This is a genomic window from Kitasatospora sp. NPDC058965 (assembly GCF_042741245.1).
Lineage (GTDB): Bacteria > Actinomycetota > Actinomycetes > Streptomycetales > Streptomycetaceae > Kitasatospora.
In genome coordinates, this window is record NZ_JBHYKG010000062.1 from 1 (window position 1) to 16,468 (window position 16,468).

At 73.2% G+C, this 16,468-nt stretch carries 14 protein-coding genes; 11 read left to right on the forward strand and 3 right to left on the reverse strand.

From position 1 onward, the window contains the following. Positions 1 to 10 precede the first annotated feature (10 nt). Positions 11 to 2,461, reverse strand: a complete 2,451-nt coding sequence (locus tag ACFW1A_RS13325; RefSeq protein ID WP_380408311.1) for a DNA topoisomerase (ATP-hydrolyzing) subunit A — start codon at positions 2,459 to 2,461, stop codon at positions 11 to 13. 198 nt (positions 2,462 to 2,659) lie between these two features. On the opposite strand from ACFW1A_RS13325, the gene ACFW1A_RS13330 reads away from it, so the two are divergent. The 3 genes from ACFW1A_RS13330 (at position 2,660) to ACFW1A_RS13340 (ending at position 6,907) form a co-directional block, all read left to right on the forward strand. Beyond that, entirely contained in the window at positions 2,660 to 4,000 is a 1,341-nt protein-coding gene (locus ACFW1A_RS13330) for a M16 family metallopeptidase (RefSeq protein WP_380408313.1), read from the forward strand. Next, a complete protein-coding gene (locus tag ACFW1A_RS13335; protein WP_380408315.1) occupies positions 3,997 to 5,379 on the forward strand; it encodes a M16 family metallopeptidase in 1,383 nt (460 codons plus the stop codon). Before ACFW1A_RS13330 ends, ACFW1A_RS13335 begins: the two co-directional genes overlap by 4 nt. Before the next feature lie 334 nt (positions 5,380 to 5,713). Further along, complete coding sequence (locus tag ACFW1A_RS13340; protein ID WP_380408317.1) at positions 5,714 to 6,907, forward strand: RtcB family protein; 1,194 nt, start codon at positions 5,714 to 5,716, stop codon at positions 6,905 to 6,907. A 102-nt stretch (positions 6,908 to 7,009) separates the two neighbouring features. Here the strand turns inward: ACFW1A_RS13340 and ACFW1A_RS13345 are convergent, their stop codons facing one another. After that, entirely contained in the window at positions 7,010 to 7,759 is a 750-nt protein-coding gene (locus tag ACFW1A_RS13345) for an SAM-dependent methyltransferase (protein ID WP_380408319.1), read from the reverse strand. A gap of 162 nt (positions 7,760 to 7,921) precedes the next feature. On the opposite strand from ACFW1A_RS13345, the gene ACFW1A_RS13350 reads away from it, so the two are divergent. Genes ACFW1A_RS13350 through ACFW1A_RS13365 form a run of 4 tightly spaced genes read left to right on the forward strand, consistent with a single transcriptional unit; the run spans position 7,922 to position 10,631 of the window. Then, positions 7,922 to 8,545 (forward strand): hypothetical protein, encoded by a 624-nt coding sequence (locus ACFW1A_RS13350; protein WP_380408321.1) that lies wholly within the window; start codon positions 7,922 to 7,924, stop codon positions 8,543 to 8,545. Next, a complete protein-coding gene (locus ACFW1A_RS13355) occupies positions 8,542 to 9,534 on the forward strand; it encodes a hypothetical protein (RefSeq protein ID WP_380408323.1) in 993 nt (330 codons plus the stop codon). Before ACFW1A_RS13350 ends, ACFW1A_RS13355 begins: the two co-directional genes overlap by 4 nt. Positions 9,535 to 9,549: 15 nt before the next feature. Further along, positions 9,550 to 9,879, forward strand: coding sequence for a hypothetical protein (locus ACFW1A_RS13360; protein ID WP_380408325.1), 330 nt, complete (start codon positions 9,550 to 9,552; stop codon positions 9,877 to 9,879). A gap of 41 nt (positions 9,880 to 9,920) precedes the next feature. Next, a complete protein-coding gene (locus ACFW1A_RS13365; RefSeq protein WP_380408327.1) occupies positions 9,921 to 10,631 on the forward strand; it encodes a hypothetical protein in 711 nt (236 codons plus the stop codon). Between the two features lie 16 nt (positions 10,632 to 10,647). On the opposite strand, the gene ACFW1A_RS13370 is transcribed toward ACFW1A_RS13365, so the two are convergent. Further along, entirely contained in the window at positions 10,648 to 10,926 is a 279-nt protein-coding gene (locus ACFW1A_RS13370) for an HPr family phosphocarrier protein (RefSeq protein ID WP_380408328.1), read from the reverse strand. A gap of 187 nt (positions 10,927 to 11,113) precedes the next feature. On the opposite strand from ACFW1A_RS13370, the gene ACFW1A_RS13375 reads away from it, so the two are divergent. The 4 genes from ACFW1A_RS13375 to ACFW1A_RS13390 all read left to right on the forward strand — a co-directional run bounded on the left by ACFW1A_RS13375 (position 11,114) and on the right by ACFW1A_RS13390 (position 16,467). Beyond that, positions 11,114 to 13,927, forward strand: a complete 2,814-nt coding sequence (locus tag ACFW1A_RS13375) for a GNAT family N-acetyltransferase (RefSeq protein ID WP_380408330.1) — start codon at positions 11,114 to 11,116, stop codon at positions 13,925 to 13,927. Between the two features lie 82 nt (positions 13,928 to 14,009). Beyond that, entirely contained in the window at positions 14,010 to 14,594 is a 585-nt protein-coding gene (locus ACFW1A_RS13380) for a DUF5998 family protein (protein ID WP_380408332.1), read from the forward strand. A gap of 13 nt (positions 14,595 to 14,607) precedes the next feature. Beyond that, on the forward strand, positions 14,608 to 15,795 hold the full coding sequence (locus ACFW1A_RS13385) for an alkaline phosphatase family protein (RefSeq protein WP_380408334.1): 1,188 nt from the start codon (positions 14,608 to 14,610) through the stop codon (positions 15,793 to 15,795). A gap of 21 nt (positions 15,796 to 15,816) precedes the next feature. After that, positions 15,817 to 16,467: a thymidine kinase gene (locus tag ACFW1A_RS13390; protein ID WP_380408336.1), complete on the forward strand. Its 651-nt coding sequence runs from the start codon at positions 15,817 to 15,819 to the stop codon at positions 16,465 to 16,467. Position 16,468: the final 1 nt, after the last annotated feature.

Here is a 16,468-nt window from a genome sequence, read left to right on the forward strand (position 1 = left end):
GCCCGCGACCTCAGGCCTCGGTCGCCACCGCGGCGATCGCGGTGCCCACCGGGGTGCCCGAACCGTCCCGGCGCGGATCGCGCTCCGGCAGGGTGACCGGCGAGCCGTTCGCCGCCGCCGCCCGGGCCGGCGCCGCGCCCGCCCAGGCGAAGGCCAACGCGTCCTCCCCGCGCAGGAAGCGCTGGCAGCGCACCCCGCCGGTGGCCCGACCCTTGCGCGGGTAGAGGTCGAACGGCGTGACCTTCCAGGTGCTCTGCGCCTCGCCGGTCAACGTCCCCGACGCACCCGCCACCGAGACCACCACCGCCTCGGCCGCCGGATCCACCGCGGTGAAGGAGATCACCCGGGCCCCGTCCGACAGCTTGATCCCCGCCATGCCGCCGGCCGGCCGGCCCTGCGGCCGCACCTGCCCGGCCGGGTAGCGCAGCAGCTGGGCGTCCGTGGTGATGAAGACCAGGTCCTCCTCGCCCGTGCGCAGCTCCACCGCGCCCACCAGCTCGTCGCCGTCCTTGAGCGCGATCACCTCGAACTCGTCCTTGTTGGCCGGCCACTCCGGCACCACCCGCTTGACCACGCCCTGCACCGTGCCCAGCGCCAGGCCCGGCGAGGACTCGTCCAGCGTGGTCAGCGCGATCAGCCGCTCCCCGGCCTCCAGCTTCAGGAACTCGCTCACCGCCGCCCCGCCCGCCAGCGACAGCCCGGCCTGCGGCGGCAGCGCCGGCAGGTCGATCACCGGCAGCCGCAGCACCCGCCCGGCCGAGGTCACCGCGCCGACGTCGGCCCGCGCGGTGGCCGGCACCGAGGAGACGATCACGTCGTGCTTGGACCGCTTGCCCTCCGCCGACACCGACTCGCCGTCAGCCGTGCGGGCCAGCAGGCCGGTCGACGACAGCAGCACCCGGCACGGGTCGTCCGCCACCTCCAGCGGCACCGCCAGCGCCGCCGACGGCAGCGCACCGGCCTCCAGCAGCACCGTGCGCCGCTCGGTGCCGAACTGCTTGGCCACCGCCGCCAGCTCACTGGAGACCACCCCGCGCAGCCGGGTGTCCGAGTCCAGGATCTCGGTCAGCTCGGCGATCTCCGCCGTCAGCTTGGCCTGCTCCGCCTCCAGCTCCACCCGGTCGAACCGGGTCAGCCGGCGCAGCGGGGTGTCCAGGATGTAGGCCGTCTGCACCTCGGACAGCGAGAAGCGCTCCATCAGGCGCTCCTTGGCCTGGGTCGCGTTCTCGCTGCTGCGGATCAGCGCGATGACCTCGTCGATGTCCAGCAGCGCGACCAGCAGGCCCTCGACCAGGTGCAGCCGCTCCTGGCGCTTGCGGCGGCGGAACTCGCTGCGCCGGCGGACCACCTCGAAGCGGTGGTCGACGTAGACCTCCAGCAGCTCCTTCAGGCCCATGGTCAGCGGCTGGCCGTCCACCAGCGCCACGTTGTTGATGCCGAAGGTCTCCTCCAGCGGGGTCAGCTTGTACAGCTGCTCCAGCAGCGCCTCCGGCACGAAGCCGTTCTTGACCTCGATCACCAGCCGCAGGCCGTGCTCACGGTCGGTCAGGTCCTTGACGTCCGCGATGCCCTGCAGTTTCTTCGCGTTGACCAGGTCCTTGATCTTGCCGATCACCTTCTCCGGGCCGACCGCGAACGGGAGCTCGGTGACCACGATGCCCTTGCGGCGCGCCGTCACGTTCTCCACCGTGGCGGTGGCGCGGATCTTGAAGGTGCCGCGGCCGTTCTCGTACGCGTCCCGGATCCCGCCCAGGCCCACGATCCGACCACCGGTCGGCAGGTCCGGACCCGGCACGAACCGCATCAGCGTGTCCAGGTCGGCGTTCGGGTGCTTGATCAGGTGCCGGGCCGCGGCCACCACCTCGGCCAGGTTGTGCGGCGGCATGTTGGTCGCCATGCCGACCGCGATCCCGGTCGCGCCGTTCACCAGCAGGTTCGGGAACGCCGCCGGGAGCACCACGGGCTCCTGCTCCGAACCGTCGTAGTTCGGGCCGAAGTCGACGGTCTCCTCGTGGATCGACTCCACCAGCGCCATCGAGGCGGCCGTCAGCCGCGACTCGGTGTAGCGCATCGCGGCCGGCGGGTCGTCGTTGCCCAGCGAGCCGAAGTTGCCGTGACCGTCGATCAGCGGCACCCGCATCGAGAACGGCTGCGCCATGCGCACGATCGAGTCGTAGATCGAGGCGTCACCGTGCGGGTGCAGCCGACCCATCACCTCGCCCACCACGCGGGCGCACTTCACGTGCGCGCGCTCCGGGCGCAGCCCCATCTCGTTGGCCTGGTACAGGATGCGGCGGTGCACCGGCTTGAGGCCGTCCCGCGCGTCCGGCAGCGCCCGGGAGTAGATCACCGAGTAGGCGTACTCCAGGAAGGAACCCTGCATCTCGTCCACCACGTCGACATCGAGGATCCGCTCCTCGAAGTCTCCGGGCGGCGGGGTCGGCGAACTGCGGCGGGCCATCGCGGCGGGGCTCCCTTGCGTCTGTCAGCTCTGGGTACGGCGCCCCCCATTGTGGACCCTCGCGCCGACACTCCCCACCAGGGTGTTGCGCCGGTGGCGAACGCAGCACGCGCGCGGGCACACCACGGCACCTCGAGCGTTGCACCACAATGGGGGCGGTACAGCTCCTCGACCCACCAACGGGAAGGACCCGAGCGCATGGCCAACCCGGCCGCCGACGCCACCTCCACCGGAGGGACCGGCGCCTCCATCGCCATCACCGAGCACCGCCTGGCCAACGGCCTGCGCGTGGTGCTCTCCGAGGACCACCTCACCCCGGTCGCCGCCGTCTGCCTCTGGTACGACGTGGGCTCCCGGCACGAGGTGAAGGGCCGCACCGGGCTGGCGCACCTGTTCGAGCACCTGATGTTCCAGGGCTCCGCCAACGTCTCCGGCAACGGCCACTTCGAGCTGGTCCAGGGCGCCGGCGGCTCGCTCAACGGCACCACCAGCTTCGAGCGCACCAACTACTTCGAGACCATGCCCGCCCACCAGCTGGAGCTCGCGCTCTGGCTGGAGGCCGACCGGATGGGCTCCCTGCTGGCCGCACTTGACGACGCGTCCATGGAGAACCAGCGCGACGTGGTCAAGAACGAGCGCCGCCAGCGCTACGACAACGTGCCCTACGGCACCGCGCTGGAGAAGCTCACCGCGCTCTCCTACCCCGAGGGCCACCCCTACCACCACACCCCGATCGGCTCGATGGCCGACCTGGACGCCGCCACCCTGGCCGACGCCCAGGCCTTCTTCCGCACCTACTACGCGCCCAACAACGCGGTGCTGTCGGTGGTCGGCGACATCGACCCCGAGCAGACCGTCGCCTGGGTCGAGAAGTACTTCGGCAGCATCCCCGGCCACGACGGCAAGCAGCCCCCGCGCGACGGCACCCTGCCCGAGACCATCGGCGGCGAACTGCGCGAGACCCTCCACGAGGAGGTCCCCTCCCGCGCCCTGATGGCCGCCTACCGGCTGCCGCACGACGGCACCCGCGAGGCCGACGCCGCCGACCTGGCCCTCACCGTGCTCGGCTCCGGCGAGTCCAGCCGCCTCTACAACCGCCTGGTCCGCCGCGACCGCACCGCCGTCTCGGCCGGCTTCGGCATGCTGCGCCTGGTCGGCGCCCCGTCGCTCGGCTGGCTGGACGTCAAGTCCTCCGGCGAGGCCACCGTCGCCGAGATCGACCGGGCCATCGACGAGGAGCTCGCCCGGTTCGCCGCCGACGGCCCCACCGCCGAGGAACTCGAGCGCGCCCAGGCGCAGATCGAGCGCGAGTGGCTGGACCGGCTCACCACCGTGGCCGGCCGCGCCGACGAACTCTGCCGCTACGCCGTCCTCTTCGGCGACCCCACGCTGGTCAACGGCGCCCTCGCCCGGGTGCTCGACATCACCGCCGACGAGGTCCGCGCCGTCGCCGCCGCCCGGCTGCGCCCCGACAACCGCGCCGTCCTGGTCTACGAGCCCACCTCCGCCGCCACCGAGACCGAGGAGGACGCCGCATGAGTGCCCCCACGATGACCTTCCACCCGCAGCCGCAGCCGGGCACCCCCACCCCGTGGGCCTTCCCGGCGCCGCAGCGGCTGACCCTGGCCAACGGCCTCACCGTGCTGCACTGCCACCGGCCGGGCCAGCAGCTGGTCGCCGTCGAGGTGCTGCTCGACGTCCCGCTGGCCGCCGAGCCGGCCGGCCTGGACGGACTGGCCACCATCCTGGCCCGGGCGCTCAGCGAGGGCACCGACACCCTCACCGCCGAGCAGTTCGCCGCCGAGCTCGAGCGGGCCGGCGCCACCCTGGACGCGCACGCCGACCACCCCTGCCTGCGGGTCGTGCTGGACGTCCCGGCCTCCCGGCTGGAGCGCGGCCTGACCCTGCTCTCCGACGCGCTGCGCGCCCCCGCACTGCCCGCCGACGAGATCGAGCGCCTGGTCGCCAACCGTCTCGACGAGATCGTCCACGAGCAGGCCAACCCGGCCCGGCGGGCCGCCAAGGCGCTCTACGCCGAGCTCTTCGACGCCGCCGACCGGCTCTCCCGGCCCCGCGCCGGCAGCGCCGAGACCGTCCAGGGCATCGACCGGGCCGCCGTCCAGGCCTTCTACGCCGCCCACGTGCGCCCCGCCACCGCCACTCTGGTGATCGTCGGCGACCTGACCGGCACCGACCTGCCCGCCCTGCTGGAGTCCACCCTCGGCCGCTGGACCGGCGAGAAGGCCGAGCCCAGCCGCTCCGCCGCCGTCACCGGCGACGACCGCGGCCGCGTGGTCGTCGTCGACCGGCCCGGCGCGGTGCAGACCCAGCTGCTGATCGGCCGGATCGGCCCCGACCGCCACGACCCGAGCTGGGCCGCCCAGATCCTGGGCACCTACTGCCTGGGCGGCACCCTCACCTCCCGGCTGGACCGGGTGCTGCGCGAGGAGAAGGGCTACACCTACGGCGTGCGCGCCTTCGCCCAGCCGCTGCGCTCCAACGCCGACGGCAGCGGCCGGTCCCTGCTGGCGATCAGCGGCTCGGTGGACACCGCCTCCACCGCCCCCGCGCTGGCCGACACCTGGACCATCCTGCGCACCCTGGCCGCCGAGGGCCTGACCGACTCCGAGCGCGAGGAGGCCGTGCAGTTCATGGTCGGCGTCGCGCCGCTGAAGTACGAGACGGCCGGCTCGGTCGCCGGCACGCTGGCCGACCAGGTCGAGCAGGACCTGCCGGACGACTACCAGGCCGAGGTCTACCGGCAGCTCGCCGAGCTGGACACCGCCGCGGCCACCGCCGCCGTGGTGGCCGCCTTCCCGCCCGAGCGGCTGGTCACCGTCCTGGTCGGCGACGCCTCGGTGATCGCCGAGGACGTCAAGGCACTGGGCATCGGCGAGGTCACCGTCGTCGCCAACTGACACGGCGTCCACGGCTGACGAGGCGTCAGCGGGCCCGGCGGGTAAGTCCCGCCGGGCCCTTCGCATATTCCGTTGCGCCCGGACCGGCGGGCATGGGTTGATACTCCCGTCGCGGTGCGCGACACCGAGCGAGCGGAACACCGGAAGGAGGCGGTCACCATGCGGGTCGAGCCACGACGTTTGCGCTCCCCGAAGCCGGCCGCCCTCCGTGCCGCCGCCTGCGCCGCCTGCGCCGCCTGAGCGCGCGCGTCCCCTCGTCCTCCCCGAGCCACGCCGGCTGCTTCGCGTGGCAGTCCTACCCTTGAACCGTCGACCTTTGGGGGTCAGTCTCACCATGTCGTACACCGAAGTCCCGGGCGCGCGGGTCCCGATCCGGATGTGGGCCGACCCGGCCACCGTCGAGGGCGCGGCGATGCAGCAGCTGCGCAACATCTCCACCCTGCCCTGGCTGCACGGCCTCGCCGTGATGCCCGACGTCCACCTGGGCAAGGGCGCCACCGTCGGCTCCGTCATCGCGATGAAGGGCGCGGTCTGCCCGGCCGCGGTCGGTGTCGACATCGGCTGCGGCATGAGCGCGGTGAAGACCTCGCTCACCTCCCGCGACCTCCCGGACGACCTCACCCGGCTGCGCAGCAAGATCGAGCAGGCGATCCCGGTCGGCCGCGGCCTGCACGACGAGCCGGTCGACCCCGCCAAGCTGCACGGCTTCTCGACCGCGGGCTTCGAGCGGATGTGGGCGGGGTTCGATTCGATCGCGCCGTCGGTCAAGTTCCGTCACGAGCGGGCACTGAAGCAGATGGGAACGCTCGGAGCCGGCAACCACTTCTGTGAAGTTTGTATCGATTCTGACGGTTCCGTGTGGCTCATGCTCCACTCCGGATCGCGGAACATCGGCAAGGAGCTGGCGGAGCACCACATGGAGATCGCCCGCTCGCTGCCGCACAACCAGGGGATCGTCGATCGGGACCTCGCGGTGTTCATCGCGGACACCCCGCAGATGGGTGCCTACCGCAACGACCTGTTCTGGGCGCAGGAGTACGCGAAGTACAACCGTGCGGTGATGATGGCACTGCTGCAGGACGTCGTCCGCAGCGAGTTCCGCAAGGCCAAGGTCACCTTCGAGCAGGTGATCAGCTGCCACCACAACTACGTCGCGGAGGAGCGCTACGACGGCGCGGACCTGTTGGTGACCCGCAAGGGTGCGATCCGGGCCGGCTCCGGCGAGTACGGGATCATTCCGGGTTCGATGGGCACCGGGTCGTACATCGTGCGCGGCCTCGGCAACACGGCCGCGTTCAACTCCGCCTCGCACGGGGCCGGCCGCAAGATGAGCCGGACCGCCGCGAAGAAGCGGTTCACCGTGCAGGACCTCGCCGACCAGACCCGCGGCGTCGAGTGCCGGAAGGACGCGGGTGTGGTGGACGAGATCCCGGGCGCCTACAAGTCCATCGAGAAGGTGATGGACCAGCAGCGGGACCTGGTCGAGGTGGTCGCCCACCTCAAGCAGGTGGTCTGCGTCAAGGGGTGAGGTCGAACAGGGGGTCCACTGCGGCGCCGGCTGCTTTGCGCCGGCGCCGCAGTCGGCAGCTCTGCGCCGTGCGGGAATTCGAAGACCTGATCGACGGTGCGCTCAGTCCGCCCGGCGCAGGAGGGTGGTGACGAAGCCGAAGGTGCCCTGGTAGCCGCGCAGCCAGCCGTTGCGGTGGGCGGTGGCGCGGGCGAGGGCTTCGGCGGCGTCCGGGTGGGTGGGGTGGTCGAGGGCCCATTCGGTGAGGGAGCCGGTCCAGCACCACTCGTAGTCGTCGAGCTCGGCCTGGGTGCTCTGGTGGCCGAAGACCGGGAACCAGCCCTCGGCGACCAGCTTGTCGACGAGGGTGGGCAGGTCGTCGAACTCGTCGCGGGTGGCGCCGCCGAAGCCGTCCAGGGCGGCCCGGTCGGGCTCGCGCTGCCAGTAGCCCTCGCCGAGCAGCAGGAGGCCGCCGGGGGCCAGGTGGGTCCGGGCGGCGGCCAGGGTGGGCAGCAGGCCGCCGAAGGCGTGGGTCGCACCGACGCTGAGGACCAGGTCGTAGCGGTGCGGCGAGGTGTACTCGGCGGCGGGGCGGTGGTGCAGCCCGAGCCGGGCGGCCACGCCGAGCTGCTCGGCGGCGGTGCGGGCGGTGGTCAGCGCGCCGGCGTCGGTGTCGACCCCGTCGGCCCGCAGGCCGGGGTGGGCGGCCAGTGCCCGCAGCAGCCAGGGCGCCTCGCCGCAGCCGAGGTCCAGGACCCGCTCGTCCCCGCGCCGCACGGCGCGCCGCAGCAGTGCGGCCACGTTCGCGTCGTCCAGCGGCGCGGCGATCGGGTGGTGGGTGTGGGCGATGCGGGAGAGCTCCTGACGGTCCATCCGTTCAGGGTGCCAGGCGGTGGGGGCCCGTGCACCACGGTTTTCGAGGGGGCGCGGAACCGACCGCCCGGACCGGGTGTCGTACCGTACGGCACCATGATGGTCCGTCAGCCGACCGGCTGCGGGCGCGGGGGACGCGGGGGAACCGAGGGGAGGCCGGGCTTGTCGATCGAACTGCCCGACGATCTGGTCTGGGTGATGGGCGTGATCGGGTTGAACTGGCCCGAGATCGACGAGGACGAGCTGCGGGAGTGGGCCGACCACATCCGCACGTACGCCAAGGGTGTGCAGGAGGCGCACGACGACACCCACGGCGTGGTGAAGAACCTCGGCGCGGTCTACCAGGGCGCCTCCTACGAGGCGATGGTGGCGCGCTGGGCGCTGGCCTCGGACGGCCACTTCAAGGTGCTGATCGACCACTGCGGCACGCTGGCCGACGCCCTGGAGGTGGCGGCCGACGCGGTGGTGGTCGCCAAGGGCGCGGTGATCGCCGAGCTGATCTCGATGGTGGCCGAGTTCGCCGCCGAGCAGGCGGCCGCGATCGCCACCCTGGGGCTGGCCGAGGCGGCCAACGCGGCAATCATCGAGGGCGGCAAGCTGATCGTCAACGCGCTGCTGCAGCAGATCGAGCAGGACATCATCGGGCACCTGGTGACCACGGCGATCGAGCCGTTCCAGGCCGCGATCCAGCAGGCGGTCTCGGGGCTGGTCTTCCACGGGGTGCAGGCCGCGCTCGGCCCGGCGGCCACCGGTGGCGCCATCCTGGGCGAGGGGAACGCGGCGTGAGCGACGGCTTCCAGGCGCATCCGGACCACATCGGCACCGCCGCCGGACAGGTGCACGGTCACGCCGACCGGGTGGCCAGCCACGCCGGCAACCTGGACGCGAAGACCCGCGGCCGGCTGCTGGGCAAGGGCAAGTACGGCCAGATCGTGGAGAAGGCCGTGCGGCCGATCGTGGACTCGATGATCACCGACATGTCGAAGGCGATGGAGCACGGCCACCGCTCGATCGGCCACGGCCTGGAGCTGACCAAGAAGAACCTGGACGAGGCGGAGGAGCGGATCCGCAAGAGCCTGCGCCGGAACGGGGACGGCGAGCGCGATCCGATCAAGCTCAAGTCCGGCCAGCACGTGCTGGGCGAGGACGGCATGCGCGACCAGTACGAGCGCCGGGTGGCCACCCGGATCGACGCGCTGGACAAGGAGGGCCACGGCGTGGGCCGGCACCTGGACGTGTCGGACGACCAGCTGAAGGACCGGCTCGGCACCCCGGTGATGCAGGGCCCGGCGAACGCCCAGGTGCCGGCCATCAACGGCGAGGGTTACGTCGACTCGACCAACAAGATCGACCCGCTGCACGGCCCGGACGCCAAGCAGCGCCTCAAGCCGCCGGAGCTCTACCAGGACGGCGACGTCAAGCCGGGCGACCCGCCGAAGAAGCACAAGTGCGGCACGTACGCGACCGCCTTCAGCGACGACGAGTCCTTCATGTACGCCGACCAGTACGCCCGCGGCCGGATCCCCGACAAGGAGCCGCACATGGTGGAGTTCTCGCCCAACGACGCGTGGGGTCCGGGCGACCACTCGGACCGGCTGCGCGGGTACTACATCGACCCGAAGGAACCGCTGGATGCGGCCGGCAACGTGCAGTACCGCAACGTCGATTTCACGGGCGCTACGATCAAGGCGATCTACCAACCGGACGGGAACGGCGGGTTCAAACTCCACACGATGTTCCCGGAGCCGCTCGACGCGCACAATCCGGGTCGCTGAGTGAAGGAGCGCACGATGGCAGGATCCGACTGGGACGGAAGCGACATTCCCGGCTGGGCGGAGAGCGACCAGGTGCAGCGGTTCTACCGGTTCTGCTTCCACCCGGAGATCATCGACGACCTGTACCTGGCCCGCGGCTGGATCCGGCGCGACCGGAAGTTCGGCACGTACCTGCGTGGCAGCCTGGACTACCTGATCGAGCAGCGGCCGGTCGACACGAGCGCGTTCCGGCACCTGACCCACTACTCGTTCCGCTCCGACGACGAGTTGTACGACTTCCTGGTCGAGCTGCGGGACTACGTGTTCGGCGACCGCCAGGAGCACCCGATCGCGCCCGCCCCCTGACCCGCCGCGCCCGCCGACCCTGGACGGAGTAGACCCGACCCATGCCCATCCGTGACGAACTGCCACCCCGCACCGGCCCCTGGGCCACCCGATTCGACTCGGGGGAGGGGCTGGTGCTGGCCGACGACCTCCTGCGGTCGGCCGCGCTGGCGGACCACGACCTGGCGCCGATCGTGCCGTTCCGCCAGCTGTACGGTCCGCCGCCGGCCGGGGACGCCTGGGCCACCGGCTTCGGCATCGACCCGCAGTCGCCGTACGGGCCGGGCGGTGAGGTGAACTACGTGCGGGCGGACTTCTCCGACGGGTTCGTCTACGGGATCTACCGCCCCGCGGCCACCCTGGCGGCGGCGGGGGCGGGGCCGCAGCGGGCCGAGGACCTGCTGCTGACCACCGCCTACCCCTACCCGGCGGGCCGGATCGACCCGCTGCGGGTGGGGCTCGCCGAGCTGGGCCTGGACGCGCCGGGGGTGGACGGCCGGTTCGTCCGGTTCTGCGCCGGGATGCTCGGCGTGGAGGCGGCGGACGACCTCGGCGAACTGCGCGAGACCTTCGCGGCGGCCTGGCCGGACTACCGGGAGACGGTGCGGGCCGGCCTGGTCCACCTGGTCCGGGAGCGTCCGCTGGACGTGGACCGGTGGTACGGCCTGACCTACATCGCCTTCCCGGACGTCCAGGCGCTCACCGGCTACCTGGCCCAGGTGTACGCCTACCTGTACGACGGCTTCGACGCGATGCCGGTGGCGCCGAACTGACGGTGCGCGCGGCCGGTCAGGCGGCGGGCAGCTCGTCCAGCCCGTTGGCGACCATGGCGGCCAGGCGGTCCAGCGCCGCGTCGGCCTCGGGGGCGTCGGAGGCCAGCACGACCTCCTCGCCGCCCTCGGCGCCGAGCGCCAGCAGGCCGAGCATCGAGGCGGCGTTGACCGGGTTGCCGCCGGTCTTCGCAATGGTCACCGGCACGCCGACGGCGACCGCCGCCCGGACGAAGACGGAGGCGGGACGGGCGTGCAGGCCCTCGGGCCAACCGATGGTGACGCGGCGCTCAGCCATGTGACGTGCCTTTCAGGTGGTGCATGTTGTCTAGACCATTCTGGCACGGACGCGGACGGAACGGACCCGCCCGCACCCCGGACCGGTCCGGGCGGCCCGATCCAGGGCACCACCCTGCCGTGCACGCCCGCCCGACGCCATCCGCCCCGCCGCCCCTCCCGGCCCCGCAGGCCCTAACCTGACGGGTGTGAGCCACCTCCAGTCCGACGCGTCGGACCACGGCCCCGGCTACCCCCAGCACTGGGAGGCCGACATCCTGCTGCGCGACGGCGGTACGGCGCGGATCCGTCCGATCGTCCCGGCCGACGCCGAACGGCTGGTGGAGTTCTACGCCCAGGTCTCCGACCAGTCGAAGTACTTCCGGTTCTTCGCGCCCTACCCGCAGCTGTCCGAGAAGGACGTGCGGCGCTTCACCCACCACGACTACGTGGACCGGGTGGCGCTGGCCGTGGTGGTCCGCGACCGGATCATCGCCACCGTGCGCTACGACCGGATCGACGGGACCGGCCGGCCCTCCGCCACCGGCACCGACGCCGAGGTGGCCTTCCTGGTGCAGGACGCCCACCAGGGCCGCGGGGTGGCCTCGGCCCTGCTGGAGCACATCGGCGCGGTGGCCCAGGAGCGCGGCATCCGCCGGTTCGTGGCCGAGGTGCTGCCGGAGAACCGCCGGATGACCAAGGTGTTCACCGACGCCGGCTACGTGCAGCGGCGCAGCTTCGCCGACGGCGTGGTGCACCTGGAGTTCGACCTGGAGCCCACCGCCGCCTCGCTCGCGGTGATGCGGGCGCGCGAGCACCGCGCCGAAGCCCGGTCGGTGCAGCGGCTGCTGACGCCCCGTTCGGTGGCGGTGATCGGCGTCTCCCGGCAGGAGGCCTCGCCGGGGCGGGCGCTGCTGCGCTCGGTGCTGGGCAGCGGCTTCACCGGCGAGGTGTACGCGGTCAACGCCAAGGCGCCGGCCGGGACCGGGCTGGAGGGGGTGGCGCTGCACCGCTCGGTGCTGGAGATCCCCGGACCGGTGGACCTGGCGGTGATCGCGGTGCCGGCCGAGGCGGTGCCCGCCGTGGTGGCCGAGTGCGGGGCGCACGGCGTGCGCGGCCTGGTGGTGGTGACCGCCGGCTACGCCGAGACCGGCGCGCAGGGCCGGGACCGCCAGCGCGCCCTGGTCCGCCAGGCCCGGGCGGCCGGCATGCGGGTGATCGGCCCGAACGCCTTCGGCCTGTTGTCCACCGCGGCCGAGCACCCGCTGAACGCCTCGCTGGCGCCGCTGCTGCCGCAGCCCGGCCCGTTCGGGATCTTCTGCCAGTCCGGCGCGATCGGGGTGGCGCTGCTGGAGGCGGTGCACCGGCGGGGCCTGGGCGTCTCCTCCTTCGCCTCGGTCGGCAACCGGGCCGACGTCTCCGGCAACGACCTGCTGCAGTACTGGGAGGAGGACCCGGCCACCGAGGTGGTGCTGCTCTACCTGGAGTCCTTCGGCAACCCGCGCAAGTTCACCCGGATCGCCCGCCGGCTGGCCACCACCAAGCCGATCGTGGTGGTCAAGGGCGCCCGGCACACCGGGTCGCTGCCGCCGGGCCACGCGGTGCCGCCGACCGCCAGCGGGCTGCGCGACGCCACCGTGGACGCGCTCTTCCAGCAGGCCGGCGTGATCCGGGTGGAGACCATCACCGACCTGCTGGACACCGGTGAGCTGCTGGCCCGTCAGCCGCTGCCGGCCGGTCCCCGGGTCGCCGTGGTGGGCAACTCCGACTCACTGGGCCTGCTCACCCACGACGCCTGCCTGAGCGCGGGGCTGCGGCCGCGGGCGCCGGTGGACCTGACCACCGCCGCCACCGGGGAGCACTTCCGGGTGGCGCTGGAGACCGCGCTCAGCGACACCGCGGTGGATGCGGTGATCGCGGTGGCGATCCCGCCGATCACCAACCCGGGCCTGGCCCTGCCGGGCGCGGGGCCGGCGGCGGACGGGGTGGGGGCCGGCGACGACCCGGCGCTCGGCGAGGGGCTGCTGCACGCGGCGGCCACCGCCCGCCGGCTCGGCAAGCCGCTGCTGCTCACCCACCTCGCGCTGACCGAGCTGTCCGAGGTGCTGCGCGGCACCGAGGAGCCGCTGCCCGCCTACCCGGCCCCGGAGCGCGCGGTGCGCGCCCTCGCGCACGCGGTGCGCTACGGCGTGTGGCGGCGTACGGCGGAGGAGGCCGAGCGCAGTGCCCGGGTCCCGGAGCTGGCCGGTGTCGACGCCGCCGCGGCCCGGGCCCTGGTCGGGGCCGCGCTGGAGACCCGCACCGCCACGGCCGCCCGCACCCAGCCGGGCGGCGCCCGGTTCACCCTGCCCGAGGAGCAGGCCGCCGCGCTGCTGGGCCACTACGGGATCGAGGTGCAGCGCGCGCTGCCGGCCGCCGACGAGGAGGAGGCGGTGCGCGCCGCGGGCCGGCTCGGCTACCCGGTCGCCCTCAAGGCCACCGCCGCCCACCTGCGCCACCGGCCGGACCTGGGCGGGGTGCGGCTCGACCTGCCCGACGAGGAGGGGCTGCGCCGGGCCCACCGGGAGCTGGCCGCGCTGCTCGGCGGTGCGGTGCGGGCGGAGCTGGTGGTGCAGCGGATGGCACCGCGCGGGGTGGACACGGTGATCGGCGCCGCGGTCGACCCGGCGGTCGGCGCGATCCTCTCCTTCGGGCTGGCCGGCGCCCCGGCCGAGCTGCTCGGCGACGTGGCGCACCGGCTGGTCCCGGCCACCGACCAGGAGGTCGCCGCGTTGGTGCGCGAGGTGCGGGCGGCCCCGCTGCTGTTCGGCTGGCGGGGTGCGGCGCCGGTGGACACCGCCGCGCTGGAGGAGCTGCTGCTGCGGGTCTCCCAGCTGGTGGACGACCTGCCGGAGGTGGCCGCGGTGGACCTGGAACCGGTGGTGGTGGCGCAGCAGGGGCTGACCGTGCTGGCCGCCGGTGTTCGACTGGCGCCGCTTCCGGTCCGGACCGATCTGGGCCCGCGCAGTATGAGCACGCTGTAACCTTCCTGGGTTGCGCCTTTCGGCACCCGGCGGTCGGCGCAGTCCAGCCCGCCGCCCAGGCGGGGCATGCCAGGATGGAGTTATGGCGAAGACCGGTACCACCACGCAGGACCTGCGCTCGGCGATCGAGCGCAGCGGCTACTACCCCGCGCTGGTCTCCGAGGCGGTGGAGTCCGCGGTCGGTCCGGAGCCGATCCTGTCCTACCTGGTCCACCAGGAGACCACCTTCGACGCCAACGAGGTCCGCCGCCACGTCACGGTGCTGGTGCTGACCGCCACCCGGTTCGTGGTGAGCCACACCGACGAGCAGGCCGCCGACGCCGCCAGCCCCGTGCCGTACGCGACCACCTCGACCGAGAGCGTGCGGCTGGACCGGATCAGCTCGGTGGTGCTGAGCCGGATGGTGGCCAACCCCGAGACGTACACCCCCGGCACGCTGCCGCGCGAGGTGGTGCTCACGATCGGCTGGGGCGCGGTGCAGCGCATCGACCTGGAGCCGGCCGGCTGCTCCGACCCGAACTGCGAGGCGGACCACGGCTACACCGGCTCGACCACCGCTGACGACCTGTCACTGCGGGTCAGCGAGGCCGGCGACGGGCCGGAGACGGTCGCCCAGGCGCTGGTCTTCGCCCGGGCGCTGTCCGAGGCCACCATCACCAGGGCCTGAGGTCCGCACCCGGATGATGTCGCACGCTTTCGATCACGACGGCTTCGAGCTGCTCGACCCCGCCACCGCCCCGGCGCCCGGCTACGGCACCGGCTCGCTCAGCGACCTGCTGCCCTCGGTGGCGGCGGGCCTGGGGGTGGACGGATTCACCGCCGCGCTGCCGCTGGACCCGGCCGACCGGGTCTGCGTCTTCCTGGTGGACGGCCTGGGCTGGGAGCTGATCCGCCGCCACCCCGAGTACGCCCCCTTCCTCACCTCACTGCTGCCCGGCTCGCTCGGCGGCACCGGACGCCCGCTGACCGCCGGCTTCCCGTCCACCACCGCGACCTCGCTGGCCTCGGTGGGCACCGGGCTGCCGCCGGGGGTGCACGGCCTGGCCGGCTACACGGTGGCGATCCCGGGCCGCAACCAGCTGATGAACCAGCTGCGCTGGCAGCCGCCGGTGGACCCGCACGCCTGGCAGCCGTACCCGACCGTCTTCGAGCGGGTGCAGGCCGCGGGCGTGTCGGCCAGCCAGGTCTCCTCGCCGCTGTTCGCACAGACCCCGCTGACCCGGATCGCGCTGTCCGGCGGCGAGTTCCTCGGCCGCACCACCGGCGAGGAGCGGATGGACCTGGCGGCCCGTCAGCTGGGCGCCGCCGACCGCGCGCTGGTGTACACCTACGTCAGCGAGCTGGACGGCACCGGCCACCGCTACGGGGTGGACTCGGACGAGTGGCGGATGATGCTCAACACCGTGGACCGGCTGGCGCTGCGGCTGGCCGAGCAGCTGCCGCCGCGCTCGGCCCTGTACGTCACCGCCGACCACGGCATGATCGACATCGCCCCCGAGGACCGGATCGACTTCGACGACGACTGGGAGCTGGGGGCCGGGGTGGCGCTGCTGGGCGGCGAGGCCCGGGCCCGGCACGTCTACGCGGTGCCCGGCGCGGCCGCGGACGTGTTCACGGTCTGGAGCGAGGTGCTGGGCGACCGGATGTGGGTGGCCACCCGGGACCAGGCGATCGAGGCCGGGTGGTTCGGCCCGGTGGTGGACGACCGGGTCTACCACCGGATCGGCGACGTGGTCGCCGCCGCCCGCGACGACGTGGCGGTGATCGCCTCCCGCAGTGAGCCGGGGGAGTCGGCGATGACCGGGCTGCACGGCTCGATGACCCCGGTGGAGCAGTTCGTCCCGCTGCTCGAAGTCCGTACCCCTTGAGAGAGGCTCTCCCACCCCACCATGGCTGAACTGGTCTTCTTCTCGGGGACGATGGACTGCGGCAAGTCCACCCTGGCCCTGCAGATGAACCACAACCACGCCGCCCGCGGCCGGCAGGGCATCATCTTCGCCCGGCACGACCGGGCCGGCGCCTCCACCATCTCCAGCCGGCTGGGCCTGAAGGCCGACGCGGTGGAGGTGACCGACGGCTTCGAGTTCCAGCACTACGTGGTGCAGCTGCTCTCGGCCGGCGGCAAGGTCGACTACCTGATCTGCGACGAGGCCAACTTCTACGCCGCCGAGCAGGTCGACCAGCTCGCCCGGGTGGTGGACGAGCTGGGCATCGACGTGTTCACCTTCGGCATCACCACCGACTTCCGCACCCGGCTCTTCCCCGGTTCGCAGCGCCTGCTGGAGCTGGCCGACCGGGTCGAGGTGCTCCAGGTCCAGGCGCTGTGCTGGTGCGGGGCCCGGGCCACCCACAACGCCCGCACCGTGGGCGGGGTGATGGTGGTGGAGGGCCCGCAGGTGGTGGTGGGCGACGTCGCGGTGAACCAGGACGAGGTGGGGTACGAGGTGCTCTGCCGCCGGCACCACCGCCGCCGGCTGACCGCCGCCACCGCCCGGGCCGCCGCGCTCTCCCCGGACGTGCTCCCGTTCGAGCAGGCCTGAC